This window comes from Actinacidiphila sp. bgisy167 (assembly GCF_057707665.1).
Genome location: NZ_JBYIQP010000040.1, coordinates 37,702 through 54,038, shown reverse-complemented (window position 1 = coordinate 54,038; position 16,337 = coordinate 37,702). Strand labels below are relative to the sequence as shown.

Here is a 16,337-nt window from a genome sequence, read left to right as displayed (position 1 = left end):
CCCCCCCCCCCCCCCCCCCCCCCCCCCCCCCCCCCCCCCCCCCCCCCTCCGGCTTTGTCCAGTGCCACGGACTCAGCGTTGGCCGGGACCGCCCGTCTCAGGGACGGTGTTGCCCGTCCCGGGCCCGCCGTCGTTCCCGGCACCGGTGTTGCCACCGTTGGCCAAACCGTTGGCCCCGTTGCCGCCGAGGGTGTCGCCGCCGAAGATGCCGCCGAAGAGGTTCTCGTCGCCGCCTCCGCCGCCGCCGTTGCCGTTGCCGCCGTGACGGCCGTCGCGCGGGCGGCCCTCGTCGCCGGGGTCCTGGTGGTCGTCGTTGCGCGGCTTCTCGGGCTCGCGGATGGCCACCGTGGGCAGGTCCGCCGACGTCGTCCCCGACAGGGCCCCGGACATCGCGTCCTTCCAGATCGGGCCCGGCGTGTCGGCGCCGAAGACCATGGCGTGGTACACGCCGCCGATGGTGATGTTGGTCATGCGGCGCTTGTGGGTCGGGTCGCCGACCCAGACGGCGCCGGCCATGTCGGAGGTGTAGCCGACGAACCAGGCGGCGTAGCGCTCGTCGGTCGTACCGGTCTTGCCGGCGCTGTCGCGGTCGGACAGACCTGCCTCATGGCCGGTGCCGTCCTCGACGACGCCCTTGAGCAGCGTGTTCAGCGTGGAAGCCGTCTGCTCGGACATCGCCCGCTTGCACTCGGCCTGCGGCACCTTGAGCTTCTTGCCGGTGGCGTCGGTGATCGACTCGATGGCGATCGGGCTGCAGTAGACGCCCTTGTTGGCGAAGGTCGCGTACGCGTTCGCCATCGTCAGCGGAGAGACCTCCTGGCTGCCCAGGGTCAGCGAGGGCACCTGCGTGAGGGCCTTGCCGTTGGCCCGCTTTATCCCCATGGACTTCGCCATGTTGACCACCGGGCACACACCGATGTCGCTGATCAGCTGCACGTAGTAGGTGTTGACCGACTTCGCGGTCGCCTCCTTCATGGAGTACGGGCCCTTCTCGGACTCGTTCTCGTTCTCGACCGTGCTGCCCTCGGTGTTGACCCAGTTGCCGCCGCAGGTGGAGACGGGGCTCGGGTAGGCCATCTTGTACGGCGAGGGGTAGACGGTCGCCGGGTCGGTGCCCTGCTCGATGGCCGCGGCCGCGGTGATCGGCTTGAAGGTCGAACCGGGCTGGTAGCCGATGCCGCCACCCATGGACTGGTTGACCGAGAGATTGATCTGCGTCTGGTTCTTCGCGAAGCCGTAGGGACGCGACTGCCCCATCCCGACGATCTTGCCCGTGCCGGGCTGGACCAGCGTCACCGCGGTGGCGACGTCGTCGCTCTTGTACACGTGGCTGCTGATCGAGTCCTGGACGGCCCGCTGAGCCTTCGGGTCGAGGGTGGTGCGGATGGTGAGGCCGCCCTGGTCCCAGCGCTTGGAGCGCTCGGCCTTGGTCTTGCCGAAGGCCTTGTCGGTGAGGAAGACCTGGCGCACGTAGTCGCAGAAGAAGCCGGCGCCGTTCACGGCGGTGATGCAGCCGTTCTTGGGCTGGCTGATCTTGAGGCCGAGCGGCTTCTTCTTCGCCGCGTCCGCCTCGGCCTGGGTGATGTCCTTCAGGTCGGCCATGCGCTGCAGCACCACGTCGCGGCGCTTCTTGGCCTCTTCGGGGTCGTTGACGGGGTCGTAGCGGCTCGGCGACTGGACGAGGCCGGCCAGCAGGGCGGACTCGGTGAGCGAGAGGTCCTTGGCGGACTTGCTGAAGTAGCGCTTGGCGGCGGACTCGACGCCGTACGCCTGCTCGCCGAAGAAGGTGATGTTGAGGTAGTTCTCGAGGATCTTCTGCTTCCCCAGCTCCTGCTCGAGCTGGATGGCGTACTTCATCTCCTTGATCTTGCGCCCGAGGGTCTGCTGGGTGGCCTGGGCGACCTTGGTCGCGTCGTTCCCGGCCTCCTCGACGAAGACGTTCTTGACGTACTGCTGCGTCAGCGTGGAGGCGCCTTCGGAGACCCCGCCCTCCTGGGCGTTCTTGTTGAGCGCGCGCAGGATGCCCTTGACGTCGATCGCTCCGTGCTCGTAGAAGCGGGCGTCCTCGATGGCGACGATGGCCTGCTGCATCGGCTTGCTGATCTTGTCGAGCCCCACGACCGTGCGGTCGCGCGAGTAGACGTTCGCGATCAGATCGCCCTTGGCGTCCAGGATGCGGGTGCTCTGGGAGAGCGGCGGACGCTTCAATTCCCCCGGTAGCGAGTCGAATCCGGCCGCGGTGCCCTTGGCGCTCAGTCCGAGCGCCCCTGCCGCGGGCAGGGCGATGCCGGCCAGGACGACGCCGGCCAGGACGCTTACGCCGAGGAACTTGGCGGCCTGCTGGGCGGAGCTGGTGCCGCCGCTGCTGGGGGGGCGCGATCGCTTGTGACCCATGGAGTGCAGCTTACGTTGCCATTCTCAAGACGAGGGCTCGCTTGTTCGCCTAGTCTGTAACAGACAGGCGCGGTCCCAGCGCACACGCCTGCCTTCTCCCCTCACTCTTGTGGGTGATGAGAGCTGCCCGAATTTTTGTCATATGCCAGTGATGTGACACAGATCTCGGGTCTCGATGTGGCGATCTGACTCTTTTGTGGTTGTTCGTCCATTTTGTCGTCGGCTCACTCCGTCGGGTGATCTGCCGCGTACGCATAGTCCGTTTGGGCCATCCAAGATTGGGCCTGAAAGGGCTGTTGCGCCGTGCCTACCTTCCGTAACGTCCTCAACTGGCAACGGTGAATATGCCGCTTGCCGCCGTGGGGGAGCCTCGATTCGGGAGAGGACGGCGCCAGCATGAGCAGCTGGGTTACGGACTGGAGTACGCAGGCCGCGTGCCGCACGACGGATCCGGATGAACTTTTCGTCCAGGGAGCGGCCCAGAACAGGGCCAAGGCGGTGTGCACCGGCTGCCCGGTGCGCACCGAGTGCCTGGCCGACGCCCTGGACAACCGCGTCGAGTTCGGCGTCTGGGGCGGGATGACCGAGCGGGAGCGCAGGGCGCTGCTGCGCCGGCGTCCCACGGTCACCTCGTGGCGCAGGCTCCTGGAGACGGCGCGCACGGAGTACGAGCGCAGCACGGGTGTGCTTCCGCTCGACGACGAGGGCTACGACGACTACGCGGCCGTCGGCTGACCCTGCGCGAGGCGTTCGCCGATCGCGCGCAGGCCCTCGAGGTCGTGCACGTCGCCGGGCAGGGCCGCGACGTCCACCAGGGGCACGTCCGGGTGCACGGACACGAAGCGGTCGAGGGTGCGCCGTTCGCGCGCGACCAGTTGCATCCGCTCCGCGTGCAGGCGCAGCAGGCCGGCGGCGATGCGGTCGGCGTCCAGCGGGCCCCCGTCGGGGGCCGGGTCGGTGTCCGTGTGTCGCTCCGGGGCGCGGTCTCGTGCGGGGTCCTCGGCGGGCGCGGGGGCCTGGGAGCCGGTGGGCGATGGGGGAAAACTTGTGTCCGCACTGTCCGTACTGGTGGTCCCTTCGCCGCCGTCGGCCGTACGGAATCCAGCTTTCCCGCCGGGCTGATCCACAATGCCGACGCTTTGAAGATTTTCTGCGGATACGTCAAACTCCCCGGTCAGCTGGGGAGTTCGCGGATCTTCGGCTCCGAGGCCGACGTCGGCGGGGTCGTCGTCGGCGCCGTTGCCGAGGGCGTCAGCGGTGGTATGGCCGTTCAGATCGTCCAGTGCCTCCGCCGCCGCCAGGGCCCGTTCCGCCGTGAGCTGGGAGGCACCGCTGCTGTGCACGCGGTTGAGCACCAGCCCGGCGAGCGGCATGTCCTCCGCGGCGAGCCGTTCCACGAAGTACGAGGCCTCCCGCAGCGCGTCCCGTTCCGGCGCGGCCACCACCAGGAACGCCGTCCCGTTCGCCTGGAGCAGCTTGTAGGTGGCGTCCGCCCGGGAGCGGAAGCCGCCGAACATCGAGTCCATGGCCGCCACGAAGGTCTGCACGTCGCGCAGCAGGTGCGCGCCCATGACCTTGCTGAGCGTGCCGGTCATCATCGACATCCCGACGTTGAGGAACTTCACGCCGGCCCGTCCGCCGACCTTCGCCGGGGCCATCAGCAGCCGGATGAAGCGGCCGTCGAGGAAGGACCCCAGCCGCTTCGGGGCGTCGAGGAAGTCCAGCGCCGACCGGCTCGGCGGGGTGTCGACGATGATCAGGTCCCACTCGTCGAGCGCCCGCAGCTGGCCCAGCTTCTCCATGGCCATGTACTCCTGCGTGCCGGCGAAGCCCGCCGAGAGCGACTGGTAGAAGGGGTTGTCGAGGATCGCCCGGGCCCGCTCCTCGTCCGTGTGCTGCAGCACGACCTCGTCGAAGGTGCGCTTCATGTCCAGCATCATCGCGTGCAGTTCACCGCCCGCGGACTCGTCGATCCCGGCCACCTTGCGCGGGGTGTTGTCGAGTTCCGTGAGCCCCATGGACTGCGCCAGCCGGCGCGCCGGGTCGATGGTCAGCACGACGGCCTTGCGGCCGCGCTCGGCGGCGCGCACGCCCAGCGCCGCGGCCGTGGTGGTCTTGCCGACGCCTCCCGAGCCGCAGCAGACGACGATCCGGGTCTCCGGATCGTCGATCAACGGGTCGATGTCCAATACCGGACTCTCCAGGCTCATGCGACCCCCAGCCCCTGCTTCCGCAGATTTTCAGCCAATCTGTACAGCCCGCCCAGATCGACTCCGTCTCCCATCAGCTCCAGCTCGCACGCCGGCAGCCCGAGCGAGCTCAGCTCCTCGCGCTGGGCGCGCTCCAGAGCCACCCGCTCCGCGTGCTCGTGCGCCTGGGCCAGCAGGGGGTCGACGAGCCGCTCCGCGAGGCCGCCGCGTCGCGCGCCGCCCAGCCCCGCCTGGGAGAGCGCCTTGGCGATCGCCGTGCGCTGCCCCTCGCGGGCCGCGGTGACGGCCGCGCCGTCCATCACCACCGGTCGCACCATGTTGATGACCACGGCGCCGGTCGGCAGCCCCGCGGCGCGCAGCTCGGCCACGCCGTCCACGGTTTCCTGGACGGGCATCTGCTCCAGGAGGGTGACCAGGTGCACCGCCGTCTCCGGGGACTTCATCACCCGCATCACGGCCTGCGCCTGGTTGTGTATGGGTCCGAAGCGGGCGAGCCCGGCGACCTCGTCGTTGACGTTGAGGAAGCGGGTGATCCGCCCGGTCGGCGGCGCGTCCAGCACCACGGCGTCGTACGAGCGCCAGCCGGCCCGGTCCTTGCGGCGCACGGCTTCGCAGACCTTACCGGTCAGCAGGACGTCGCGCAGACCGGGGGCGACCGTGGTGGCGAAGTCGATCGCGCCCAGCTTCTTCAGGGCCCGGCCCGCCCGGCCCAGCTTGTAGAACATGTCGAGGTAGTCCAGCAGCGCCTGTTCCGCGTCGATGGCCAGGGCGTGGACCTCGCCTCCGCCCGGCGCCACCGCGATCTTGCGCTCCTCGTAGGGGAGGGCCTCGGTCTCGAAGACCTGTGCGATGCCCTGGCGCCCCTCCACCTCCGTCAGCAGCGTCCGCCGCCCCTCGGCGGCGAGGGCGAGTGCCAGCGCCGCGGCGACGGTCGTCTTTCCCGTGCCGCCCTTGCCCGTCACGATGTGGAGCCTCACACCTGCGAGCCTAACCAGTCGAGGGCGGGGCTACTCGGGGGCGGGGCTGTGCCAGGCATTACAGTCCCCTCATGACGAAGTGGGAATACGCGACCGTGCCGCTGCTGGTGCACGCGACGAAGCAGATCCTGGACACGTGGGGCGAGGACGGCTGGGAGCTGGTCCAGGTCGTCCCGGGCCCGAACAACCCCGAGCAGCTGGTGGCCTACCTCAAGCGGGAGAAGAGCGCGTGAGCGCCGTCGAGCAGCGGCTCGCGGAACTGGGGCTGACGCTCCCCGCGGTGGCCGCGCCGCTCGCCGCGTACGTCCCGGCCGTCCGGTCCGGATCGTATGTCTTCACCGCGGGTCAGCTGCCGCTCCTCGAAGGCAAGCTGACCTGCACCGGCAAGGTCGGCGCCGAGGTCACCGCGGACGAGGCACAGCAGCTCGCCCGTACGTGCGCGCTCAACGCCCTGGCCGCGGTTCACTCCGTCGTGGGTGACCTCGACCGCGTCAAGCGCGTCGTCAAGGTCGTCGGCTTCGTCGCCTCCGCTCCCGACTTCACCGGGCAGCCGGCCGTCGTCAACGGCGCGAGCGAGCTGCTCGGCGAGGTGCTCGGGGACAAGGGCGTGCACGCCCGCAGCGCCGTCGGCGTGGCGGTGCTGCCGCTCGACGCGCCGGTCGAGATCGAGATCCAGGTCGAGATCGAGGACTGACGTCCTTCAGCACCCCTCCCACACCCCTCCGGTCCGGCCGCGCCCCGGCCGCCGGAGGGGTGTGGGCCGCCGGACAGGACCCGGCCGGCGGAGCGGCCCCGGTCCCGCCGCCCGGACCGGCCCTATCGAACATCCCCGCGCCAGCGCATAGCATCCGCCCCATGACCACCACGAACGGCCAGTGGTTCCCGCCGACCTGGCCCGACCGTATCCGGTCCCTCACCGCGGGCACCCTGCGGCCCGTCGTGCCACGCCGTGCGGCGACCGTCCTGCTGCTGCGGGACACCGACGGCGGTCCCGCGGTGCACCTGCTGCGGCGCCGGGCCTCGATGGCCTTCGCCGCGGGTGCGTACGCCTATCCGGGTGGCGGGGTGGACCCGCGCGACGAGCGGCCGGTGGCCTGGGCGGGCCCCTCGCCGGCCGCCTGGGCGGCCCGGCTGGGCGAGGGCCTGGACCCCGCCTCCGCGCAGGCGATCGTGTGCGCGGCCGTACGCGAGACCTTCGAGGAGTCCGGCGTGCTGCTGGCCGGGCCCGATGAGGCGTCCGTCGTCGCGGACACCACCGGTGAGCGGTGGGAGGCGGACCGGCGCGCCCTGGTCTCGCGGGAGCTGTCCTTCGCCGACTTCCTCGCACGCCGCTCCCTGGTGCTGCGCTCCGACCTGCTCGGCCCGTGGGCCCGCTGGATCACCCCGGAGTTCGAGGAGCGCCGGTACGACACATGGTTCTTCGTGACCGCGCTCCCGCCCGGGCAGCGCACCCGCGACGTCTCGGGCGAGGCGGACCGTACGGTGTGGCTGCGCCCCGCCGAGGCGGTGGCCGGCTACGACCGCGGCGAGATGACGATGCTGCCGCCGACCATCGCCACCCTGCGCGAGCTGCTCCCGTACGACTGCGCGGAAGCGGCCCTGCGCGGCGCCGCTCAGGGCCGCGACCTCACGCCCGTGCTGGCGAGGGCCACCCTCGTGGGCGACGAGATCGTGCTGAGCTGGCCCGGCCACGAGGAGTTCACCCGGCGCATGGGAGCCGCCGAATGACCACCCCGGCACCGCAGCCAGGCGACCCCCGCGAGCAGGTCGGCGGGCGGGCGACCGCCCGTGCCTTCTGCGTGCTCGCGCCGAACCCTTCGCCGATGACGCTGGACGGCACGAACACCTGGATCGTCGCCGAGCCGGACTCCGAGCTCGCCGTCGTCATCGACCCCGGACCGCTCGACGAGGGCCATCTGAACACCGTGGTCTCCACCGCCCACTCCCTCGGCAAACGGATCGCCCTCACCCTGCTCACCCACGGCCATCCCGACCACGCCGAGGGCGCCGGCCGCTTCGCCGAGCTGACCGGCACGCCGGTGCGCGCCCTGGACCCGGCGCTGCGGCTGGGCGGGGAGGGGCTCGTCGCGGGCGACGTCATCACCACAGGCGGCCTGGAGCTGCGCGTCGTGCCCACCCCGGGGCACACGTCGGACTCGCTCTCCTTCCACCTGCCCGCCGACCGTTCCGTGCTCACCGGCGACACCGTCCTCGGCCGCGGCACCACCGTCGTCGCCCACCCCGACGGACGGCTGGGCGACTACCTGGACTCGCTGCGCCGGCTGCAGGCCCTGGCGATGCACGACGACGTCGCCACCGTCCTGCCGGGCCACGGCCCGGTTCTGGCCGACGCCCGGGGCGCGGTCGAGTTCTACCTCGCCCACCGCGCCCACCGCCTCGCCCAGGTGGAGACGGCCGTGGAACAGGGTCTGACGACGCCTTCCGAGGTCGTCGCGCACGTCTACGCGGACGTCGACCGCGCCCTGTGGCCGGCCGCCGAGCTGTCGGTGCGGGCCCAGCTGGACTACTTGCTGGAGCACGGGCTGATCTGACCGCCCGCGCACCCGGACGCGCGAGGGGGGCGCCCACCCCGGGGTGGGCGCCCCCCTCGTACAGGTACGGGCGTCGGCTCCTGGCCCGTCAGCGCGAGCGCTTGGCCAGCCGCTCGACGTCCAGCAGGATGACCGCCCGGGCCTCCAGGCGCAGCCAGCCTCGGCCCGCGAAGTCGGCGAGGGCCTTGTTGACCGTCTCGCGGGAGGCGCCCACCAGCTGGGCCAGCTCCTCCTGCGTCAGGTCGTGCACGACGTGGATGCCCTCCTCCGACTGCACGCCGAACCGGCGCGACAGGTCCAGCAGCGCCTTGGCGACGCGGCCCGGGACATCGGAGAAGACCAGGTCGGACATGACGTCGTTGGTGCGGCGCAGGCGCCGGGCGACGGCGCGCAGCAGGGCCGTGGAGACCTCGGGGCGGGCGTTGAGCCACGGCTGGAGGTCGCCGTGGCCGAGACCGAGCAGCTTCACCTCGGTCAGCGCGGTGGCGGTGGCCGTACGCGGTCCCGGGTCGAAGAGCGACAGCTCACCGATCAGCTCGCCGGGGCCGACGACGGCGAGCATGTTCTCGCGGCCGTCGGGGGAGGTGCGGTGCAGCTTCACCTTGCCCTCGGTGACGACGTACAGCCGGTCCCCGGGTTCGCCCTCGTGGAACAGCGAGTCGCCACGCGCGAGCGTGACCTCCGTCATGGAGGCGCGCAGTTCAGCGGCCTGCTCATCGTCGAGCGCCGCGAAAAGCGGTGCGCGCCGCAGAACGTCGTCCACGAGCTCTCTCCTTGTCGACATCGCTGGGTCGGTCCCCATCCTGCCCGACAGCAAAACAGTGCGATCAATCACAAGTCTGTCTTATGTGCTCGTGTGATTGTGTTCCGGGGGTCCGTTCGGGGGCCGGATCGAGGCTCTCCGGGGCGATTGTCGGTGGCGAGGCTTAGGCTGGCCGGGTGTCGGATACGCCAAGTGGGCAGAAGAAAACGCGAAGTGGCGGGGCCAGGAGGGTGAGTGTCGCCGCGGATTCCGCTGTGAGTGAACAGCCCGCCGGGGCGGGCTCCACCGCCCGCGCCCGGGCGTCCCGCACCCCCGAGTCGCGGCTCGCGATGGTGCGCAGGGCGCGCCGGATCAACCGCGAGCTCGCCGAGCTCTACCCCTACGCGCACCCCGAGCTCGACTTCGAGAACCCGTTCCAGCTGCTGGTCGCCACGGTCCTGTCGGCCCAGACGACCGACCTGAGGGTCAACCAGACCACGCCCGCGCTGTTCGCCCGCTACCCGACGCCGGAGGACCTGGCCGCCGCCGATCCCGAGGAGCTGGAGCAGATCATCCGCCCCACCGGCTTCTTCCGCGCCAAGGCGCGTGCGCTGATCGGGCTCGCAACGGCGCTGCGGGACCGCTTCGGCGGCGAGGTGCCCGGCCGGCTGGAGGATCTGGTGACGCTGCCGGGCGTGGGCCGCAAGACGGCCAACGTGGTGCTCGGCAACGCCTTCGGCGTCCCCGGCCTCACCGTGGACACCCACTTCCAGCGGCTGGTCCGCCGCTTCGGCTGGACCGGCGCGACGGAGCCGGAGAAGATCGAGCAGGACATCATGGCGATCTTCCCGAAGAGCGAGTGGACGATGCTCTCGCACCGTCTGATCTTCCACGGCCGCCGGATGTGCCACGCACGCCGCCCCGCGTGCGGCGTCTGCCCGATCGCGCCGCTGTGCCCGTCGTACGGCGAGGGGGAGACGGATCCGGACAAGGCCAGGAAGCTGCTGAAGTACGAGCTGGCCGGTGGACCGGGGCAGCGGCTCAAGCCGCCGCCGGGGTTCCCGGGCAAGGCGGCGCCGCCGCTGGAGGTGGAGTGACGCAGGCACGACCGGACATAGACGACGTCGCGCTCGACCGTGAAGGGCTGCCGTCCTGGCTCGGCCCGGTGGTCCGCGCGGTCGACGGAGTACGGCCCGAACAGCTCAGCCGCCTCCTTCCGCCACCGAGCGGCGGCAGGCCCTCCGCCGTGCTCATCCTCCTCGGCGCGGGGCCCGAGGGACCAGAACTGCTCCTGATGGAACGGGCGGCCTCACTGCGCTCGCACGCGGGCCAGCCCTCCTTCCCGGGCGGTGCGCTCGATCCCGGGGACGGCGACCCGGAGGGCGAGGGCCCGCTGCGGGCCGCGCTGCGCGAGGCGTGGGAGGAGACCGGCCTCGACCCGTCCGGAGTGCAGCTCTTCGGGGTGCTCCCGCGGCTGTACATTCCGGTGAGCGACTTCGTCGTGACGCCGGTCCTCGGCTGGTGGCGTACGCCCACGCCGGTCGGAGCGGTCGATCCGGCCGAGACCGCACGGGTGTTCACCGTGCCCGTGACGGATCTCACCGACCCGGCCAACCGCGCCATGGTGACCCATCCCAGCGGCCACAAGGGGCCCGCCTTCCTGGTGCGGGGCGCCCTGGTGTGGGGTTTCACCGCGGGCCTGATCGACCGGATCCTGCACCACGCGGGTTGGGAACGACCCTGGGATCGTGCGAAGACGGTCCCGCTGGGCTGACCCGCCATGAGACGGTGTCCGGGTGAATGTGCTGGACATCGTGCTGCTGCTGGCCGCTGTGTGGTTCGCGATCGTGGGCTACCGCCAGGGATTCATCGTCGGCGTGATGTCGGTGGTCGGGTTCCTCGGCGGCGGTCTGGTCGCCGTCTACGTGCTGCCCGCGATCTGGAACGCGGTCACCGGCAACGCACAGCCCGGCACGGTGGCGGTCGTCGCCGCGGTGGTCCTGATCATCGTGTGCGCGTCAGTGGGTCAGGCCTTCACCACACATCTCGGCAACAAGGTCCGCACACACATCAGCTGGTCACCGGGGCGGGCGATCGACGCCGTCGGCGGCGCCCTGGTCAACGTCCTGGCGATGCTGCTGGTCGCCTGGCTCATCGGCTCCGCACTGGCCACCACGACCACGCTGCCCAGCCTCGGACGTGAGGTCCGCTCGTCCCGGGTGCTGCTGGGGGTGGCGCAGATCGTGCCGCGCGCGGCCGACAACTGGTTCGCGGACTTCAGCTCGCTGCTGGCGCAGAACGGACTGCCCCAGGTCTTCTCGCCGTTCGGTACCGAGCCCATCACCGCCGTCCCCGCCCCCGACCCGGCGCTCGCCGACAGCGCGGTCGTGGGCCGCGCGCGACGCAGCATCGTCAAGGTCGTCGGCACGGCGCCGAGTTGCGGAAAGGTGCTCGAAGGCACCGGTTTTGTGTTCGCGCCGCACCGGGTGATGACCAACGCCCATGTCGTCGGCGGCGTCGACAACCCGACCGTGCAGATCGGCGGCGAAGGCCGGGTGCACGACGGCAAGGTCGTGCTCTACGACTGGCAGCGCGACATCGCCGTCATCGACGTACCGTCCCTGAACGCGCCCGCCCTGACCTTCAGCAGCGGTGACGCCCGGTCACGTGACGACGCGATCGTCGCCGGCTTCCCGGAGAACGGCGGCTTCGACGTCCGTGCCGCCCGGGTGCGCGACCGCATCCCCGCCTCCGGCCCGGACATCTACCACCGGGGCACCGTCGAGCGCGATGTCTACTCGCTGTACACGCTGGTCCGCCAGGGCAACTCCGGCGGACCGCTGCTCACCCCCGAGGGGAAGGTGTACGGCGTGGTGTTCGCCAAGTCCCGCGACGACGCGGACACGGGCTACGCCCTGACGGCGGACGAGGTCGCGCCGGACGTCCGGGCCGGGCGGACGGCGACCTCGCAGGTCGGCACCCAGGGCTGCGCCCTGTGATGTCCCCTGGGATGCGTCCGGGGCGCCGGCCCCGATGAGGGGCCGGGCGGTCAGTCGCCGCGGGTATGCCTCAGCCGGGCGCCCACCCAGCGGGCGCGGCGCCTGAGGATGTGGGGGATGCCGAGTCGGGAGCCTCCGGACCGATGGTCCGGGGCCCGCGTCCCGGTGGTGGTCCGCGCCCTGTCGGCGCGGCGGTCGCGTGACACGTCACGGTGGTGGTGCGTCCAGCTCATGTCGAGCTCTCTGCCCGGGGTGCAAGGTCGATAACCACCTGGCACTCCATCAGTTGGCCTATGCGCCCGGCATGTGGCCCGATCGTCATACCGGATCAGCGGTCGGGCTCGGGATCCTTCAGCCAGTTGACCAGTTCGGCCGAGAACGCCGCCGGATCCTCCTCGTGGGGGAAGTGCCCCAGCCCGTCGAAGAGCCGCCAGCGGTACGGCGCCTCGACGTACTCCCCGCTGCCCGCGGCGTGCCGGGCCCGCATCGCCGGGTCCAGGGAACCGTGCAGATGCAGCGTGGGCACCCGCACCGGGCGCTTCATGCGCCGGTTGAACTGGAAGCCGTCCACCCGGGCCAGCGAGCGCACCATCCAGCGGAACGGCTCGATCGAACAGTGCGCCGTCGACGGGATGAGCATCGCCCTGCGGTAGGCGTCCACCGCGTCGTCCTCCGGCAGCCGCGGCCCGGACCAGTCCCGCAGCAGCCGTCCCACCAGGGCCGCGTCGTCCGCGACGAGTTGCCGCTCCGGGACGAACGGGCGCTGGAACCCCCACACGTAGCCGCCGGCCGCGCTGTGCCGCAGGTCGGTCAGCATGGCGGAGCGCCAGCGCCGAGGGTGCGGCATGGAGCACACCGCGAGCCGCCGGACGAGCTTGGGCCGCATCGCCGCCGCCGTCCAGGCCAGGTAACCCCCGAGGTCGTGGCCGACCAGCGCGGCGTCCGGCTCGCCGAGCGAGCGGATCACGCCGGTGACGTCGAGCGCCAGATTGGCGGGGTCGTAGCCGCGAGGCGTGCGGTCGCTGCCGCCCACCCCGCGCAGGTCCATCGCGACGGCCCGGAAACCCGCTTCGGCCAGCGCGGTCAGCTGGTGCCGCCAGGTCCACCAGAACTGCGGGAAGCCGTGCAGCAGCAGCACCAGCGGGCCGTCACCGAGCTCGGCGGTGTGGAAGCGGGCGCCGTTCGCGGCGACGTCCCGGTGGATCCAGGGCCCGTCGATGCGCACCGCCGGGGAACCGTCAACGACCGTCATGCCCTGAGCGTGTCACACCTTGGCCCGTACCGTGGCCTCCGTCCCGCCGGAGGGGGCGGGACGGGGGTGCGGCTTGACGCCCTGCAGCACCGCCGCGGTCTGCTTCGCCGAGCTGATGCTGCGCTCCGGCTTCTTGATCTTCTTGAACTTCGAGCGCGCCACCAGGCCCAGCACGCCGGCCAGCACCAGATACGCGGCGCCGACGATCAGGAACGACCACGCCAGGCCCAGCCCCAGGTTGTGGATGCCGTACGCCGCCGCGAAGCTGAGCACCGGCAGCGAGAACAGCGCCAGGACGCCGGCGGCGCCCACCGCCCCACCGCCCGTGCCGGCGCGCTTCATGTCCTGCCTCAGCTCCGCCTTGGCGAGGGCGACCTCCTCGTGGACCAGCTCGGACAGGTCCGCCGTCGCGGAAGCGAAGAGCTGACCGAGACTGCGGCTTCCGTTCGGGCTCACGGTCACCCCCATGTCCAGGGGCTCGTCCGCTCGGCTCATCGCGTCCTCCGTCGTCGTCATGGTGCGTCAGTCGTCATCCGGGGCAATCGGGTTACCCCCGATCATGCCCGACTCATCCTCGCCGCTGCCCACGGAGCGCGCCACTTCCGCGAGCTGCGGTGCTCGGCGGCCTTCGCCTCATGGATCGCGGCCATGCACAGGTGGAACTCGGGGTCCGCCCACTCGTAGACGTCCGGGACGCCGTCCCGGTCCTCGTCGCGCTCCTCCTCCTCGCAGATGCGGCGGTACCGGTCGTTGCGGAGCTTCCGCTGCACCGCGGCCAGCACGGCCGAGACGGACGAGCCGATCAGGACGGCCGCCTTGACCTGCGCTGCCAGCGCTTCGTCGCCCTCGAAGGCCGGCTCGCCGATGAGCAGCGAGACCGTGAAGCCGATTCCGGTGAGCGTGGCGAGGGCCAGGACGTCGAGCCAGGCCGGACCGGGCTGGAGCTCCGCCCGGGTGAAGCGGGCCGCCGACCAGGTACCGCCGACACGCCGACCGCCTTGCCCGCCACCAGCCCCAGGGCGAAACGCGAAGGGGCCCCGGAGGGGCCCCTCGGCCGGGTGGCGCGAACGGGTCAGTCCTCGCTCGCGGCGCTCGGGAGCTTGGACTGGATGAGGGTCATGACCGTGGAGTCCGTCAGGGTGGTGACGTCTCCCAGTTCCCGGTTCTCGGCGACATCGCGCAGCAGGCGCCGCATGATCTTGCCGGAACGGGTCTTCGGCAGCTCGGCGACCGTGAGGATCCGCTTCGGCTTGGCGATCGGGCCGAGCGCCTTGGCGACGTGGTCGCGCAGTGCGGCGATGAGCTCCTCGCCGTCCTCGGCGGCCGCGGTGCCCCGCAGGATCACGAAGGCGACGATGGCCTGGCCGGTGGTCGCGTCCGCGGCGCCCACCACGGCGGCCTCGGCGACCTTCGGGTGCGAGACGAGGGCCGACTCGACCTCGGTCGTGGAGATGTTGTGGCCCGAGACGAGCATGACGTCGTCCACCCGGCCCAGCAGCCAGATGTCGCCGTCCTCGTCCTTCTTCGCGCCGTCGCCCGCGAAGTAGCGGCCCTCGAAGCGGGACCAGTACGTGTCCAGGTAGCGCTGGTCGTCGCCCCAGATGGTGCGGAGCATCGACGGCCACGGCTCGGTGAGGACGAGGTAGCCGCCGGAGCCGTTGGGCACCTCGCGGGCCTCGTCGTCCACCACGGTCGCGGAGATGCCGGGCAGCGGGCGTTGCGCGGAGCCGGGCTTGGTCTCCGTCACGCCGGGCAGTGGGGAGATCATCATGGCGCCGGTCTCGGTCTGCCACCAGGTGTCCACGATGGGGCAGCGGCCGCCGCCGATGTGCTCGCGGTACCAGATCCACGCCTCGGGGTTGATCGGCTCTCCGACACTGCCCAGGACGCGCAGCGAGGACAGGTCGAACTTGGCGGGGATGTCGTCGCCCCACTTCATGAAGGTGCGGATCGCCGTGGGGGCGGTGTAGAGGATGGTGACCCCGTACTTCTGCACGATCTCCCAGAAGCGGCCCTGGTGCGGGGTGTCCGGGGTGCCCTCGTAGAGCACCTGGGTGGCGCCGTTGGCCAGTGGGCCGTAGACGATGTACGAGTGGCCGGTGACCCAGCCGACGTCGGCGGTGCACCAGTAGACGTCCGACTCCGGCTTCAGGTCGAAGACGGCGTGGTGGGTGTAGGAGGTCTGCGTCAGGTAGCCGCCCGAGGTGTGCAGGATGCCCTTCGGCTTACCCGTGGTGCCGGAGGTGTAGAGGATGAAGAGCGGGTGCTCGGCCGGGAAGGCCTCGGGGGTGTGCTCGGCGGACTGCCGTTCGACGACCTCGTGCCACCACACGTCCCGGCCCTCGGTCCAGGCGACCTCCTGGCGGGTGCGGCGCACCACGAGCACCTTCTCCACACCCGCGGAGCGTCCCACCGCCTCGTCCACGGCGGGCTTGAGGGCAGACGGCTTGCCGCGGCGGTAGCCGCCGTCGGCGGTGATGACGACCTTGGCGTCGGCGTCGGCGATGCGGGCGGCCAGAGCGTCGGCCGAGAAGCCGCCGAAGACCACCGAGTGCGCGGCGCCGACGCGGGCGCAGGCCAGCATCGCCACGACGGCTTCGGGGATCATGGGCAGGTAGATCGCGACCCGGTCGCCGGCCGTCACACCCAGTTCGCTCAGGGCGTTAGCGGCGCGGCTCACCTCGTCCTTGAGCTCGGCGTAGGTGATGGCGCGACCGTCACCGGGCTCGCCCTCGAAGTGGATCGCCACCCGGTCGCCGTTGCCGGCCTCGACATGCCGGTCGACGCAGTTGTAGGCGACGTTGAGGGTGCCGTCGACGAACCACTTCGCGAACGGCGGGTTGGACCAGTCCAGGGTCTCGGTCGGTTCCTTCGCCCAGGTCAGCCGGCGGGCCTGCGCCGCCCAGAAGCCCAGTCGGTCGTCACCGGCCTGGCGGTAGGCCTCCGCGGTCACATTGGCACCGGCCGCCAGCTCGGCGGGCGGAGCGAACCGGCGCTCCTCCTTCAAAAGGTTGGCCAGGCTCTCGTTGCTCACGCCGTGCTCCTTTGCAGGGTGTCCTCTTGTGTCCCACGCCATAGCTCACCAGCGGAGGGGCGGAAAGACAAGGGTTCACGGCGAATATTGGTTTAGACCTGTCACGGTCAGGCGCCCCACCCGCCCCGCGAGACCCAACCCCGGTCGTCCTCGCCTGTCCCGGCCCGTCCCGGTCGT

At 71.4% G+C, this 16,337-nt stretch carries 16 protein-coding genes and 1 pseudogene; 8 read left to right on the top strand and 9 right to left on the bottom strand.

Translation table 11 applies throughout. From position 1 onward, the window contains the following. Positions 1 to 72 precede the first annotated feature (72 nt). Positions 73 to 2,394: a transglycosylase domain-containing protein gene (locus AC3ET4_RS17190; RefSeq protein WP_431950187.1), complete on the bottom strand. Its 2,322-nt coding sequence runs from the start codon at positions 2,392 to 2,394 to the stop codon at positions 73 to 75. 396 nt (positions 2,395 to 2,790) lie between these two features. Between AC3ET4_RS17190 and AC3ET4_RS17185 the strand changes: the two genes are divergently transcribed. Continuing rightward, the gene (locus tag AC3ET4_RS17185; protein WP_361007162.1) at positions 2,791 to 3,129 is read left to right on the top strand and encodes a WhiB family transcriptional regulator; all 339 of its coding nucleotides are present in this window, start codon (positions 2,791 to 2,793) and stop codon (positions 3,127 to 3,129) included. Here AC3ET4_RS17185 and bagB read toward each other — a convergent pair. Continuing rightward, positions 3,111 to 4,604 carry an ATPase BagB gene (bagB, locus tag AC3ET4_RS17180; protein WP_431950185.1) on the bottom strand — a complete coding sequence of 498 codons (1,494 nt, stop codon included), beginning with the start codon at positions 4,602 to 4,604 and terminating at the stop codon, positions 3,111 to 3,113. The genes AC3ET4_RS17185 and bagB overlap by 19 nt on opposite strands. Beyond that, positions 4,601 to 5,581 carry an ATPase BagA gene (gene bagA, locus AC3ET4_RS17175; RefSeq protein WP_431950183.1) on the bottom strand — a complete coding sequence of 327 codons (981 nt, stop codon included), beginning with the start codon at positions 5,579 to 5,581 and terminating at the stop codon, positions 4,601 to 4,603. The genes bagB and bagA overlap by 4 nt, the downstream gene beginning before the upstream one ends. A gap of 71 nt (positions 5,582 to 5,652) precedes the next feature. Here bagA and sp36 point away from each other — a divergent pair, with 71 nt between their 5' ends. The 4 genes from sp36 (at position 5,653) to AC3ET4_RS17155 (ending at position 8,133) form a co-directional block, all read left to right on the top strand. Beyond that, on the top strand, positions 5,653 to 5,814 hold the full coding sequence (sp36, locus tag AC3ET4_RS17170) for a Sp36 family protein (protein WP_075033571.1): 162 nt from the start codon (positions 5,653 to 5,655) through the stop codon (positions 5,812 to 5,814). Further along, positions 5,811 to 6,275, top strand: a complete 465-nt coding sequence (locus AC3ET4_RS17165; protein ID WP_431950180.1) for a RidA family protein — start codon at positions 5,811 to 5,813, stop codon at positions 6,273 to 6,275. The genes sp36 and AC3ET4_RS17165 overlap by 4 nt, the downstream gene beginning before the upstream one ends. Before the next feature lie 161 nt (positions 6,276 to 6,436). Further along, positions 6,437 to 7,309 (top strand): NUDIX hydrolase, encoded by an 873-nt coding sequence (locus AC3ET4_RS17160; protein ID WP_431950178.1) that lies wholly within the window; start codon positions 6,437 to 6,439, stop codon positions 7,307 to 7,309. Further along, a complete protein-coding gene (locus AC3ET4_RS17155; protein WP_431950176.1) occupies positions 7,306 to 8,133 on the top strand; it encodes an MBL fold metallo-hydrolase in 828 nt (275 codons plus the stop codon). Before AC3ET4_RS17160 ends, AC3ET4_RS17155 begins: the two co-directional genes overlap by 4 nt. Before the next feature lie 88 nt (positions 8,134 to 8,221). Here the strand turns inward: AC3ET4_RS17155 and AC3ET4_RS17150 are convergent, their stop codons facing one another. Continuing rightward, complete coding sequence (locus AC3ET4_RS17150) at positions 8,222 to 8,896, bottom strand: Crp/Fnr family transcriptional regulator (protein WP_431950174.1); 675 nt, start codon at positions 8,894 to 8,896, stop codon at positions 8,222 to 8,224. Between the two features lie 254 nt (positions 8,897 to 9,150). Between AC3ET4_RS17150 and nth the strand changes: the two genes are divergently transcribed. From nth to AC3ET4_RS17135, 3 genes are read left to right on the top strand one after another with little or no spacing between them, the layout of a single operon-like run. Further along, entirely contained in the window at positions 9,151 to 9,972 is an 822-nt protein-coding gene (gene nth / locus AC3ET4_RS17145) for an endonuclease III (RefSeq protein WP_431950172.1), read from the top strand. Further along, on the top strand, positions 9,969 to 10,649 hold the full coding sequence (locus AC3ET4_RS17140; RefSeq protein WP_431950170.1) for an NUDIX hydrolase: 681 nt from the start codon (positions 9,969 to 9,971) through the stop codon (positions 10,647 to 10,649). The genes nth and AC3ET4_RS17140 overlap by 4 nt, the downstream gene beginning before the upstream one ends. A 22-nt stretch (positions 10,650 to 10,671) precedes the next feature. Beyond that, a complete protein-coding gene (locus AC3ET4_RS17135; protein ID WP_431950168.1) occupies positions 10,672 to 11,874 on the top strand; it encodes a MarP family serine protease in 1,203 nt (400 codons plus the stop codon). Between the two features lie 328 nt (positions 11,875 to 12,202). Here the strand turns inward: AC3ET4_RS17135 and AC3ET4_RS17130 are convergent, their stop codons facing one another. From AC3ET4_RS17130 to acs, 5 genes and pseudogenes are all read right to left on the bottom strand, one after another. Beyond that, positions 12,203 to 13,126 carry an alpha/beta fold hydrolase gene (locus AC3ET4_RS17130; RefSeq protein ID WP_431950166.1) on the bottom strand — a complete coding sequence of 308 codons (924 nt, stop codon included), beginning with the start codon at positions 13,124 to 13,126 and terminating at the stop codon, positions 12,203 to 12,205. Positions 13,127 to 13,138: 12 nt separating this feature from the next. Further along, positions 13,139 to 13,621 (bottom strand): phage holin family protein, encoded by a 483-nt coding sequence (locus tag AC3ET4_RS17125; protein WP_431950189.1) that lies wholly within the window; start codon positions 13,619 to 13,621, stop codon positions 13,139 to 13,141. A gap of 62 nt (positions 13,622 to 13,683) precedes the next feature. Next, positions 13,684 to 13,896, bottom strand: coding sequence for a hypothetical protein (locus tag AC3ET4_RS17120; protein WP_431950191.1), 213 nt, complete (start codon positions 13,894 to 13,896; stop codon positions 13,684 to 13,686). Between the two features lie 57 nt (positions 13,897 to 13,953). Continuing rightward, a pseudogene (locus tag AC3ET4_RS17115) lies at positions 13,954 to 14,202 on the bottom strand (Na+/H+ antiporter NhaA); the annotation flags it as partial. Then, positions 14,199 to 16,160: an acetate--CoA ligase gene (gene acs / locus AC3ET4_RS17110; protein ID WP_431950164.1), complete on the bottom strand. Its 1,962-nt coding sequence runs from the start codon at positions 16,158 to 16,160 to the stop codon at positions 14,199 to 14,201. The pseudogene AC3ET4_RS17115 and the gene acs, both read right to left, overlap by 4 nt. Positions 16,161 to 16,337 lie beyond the last annotated feature (177 nt).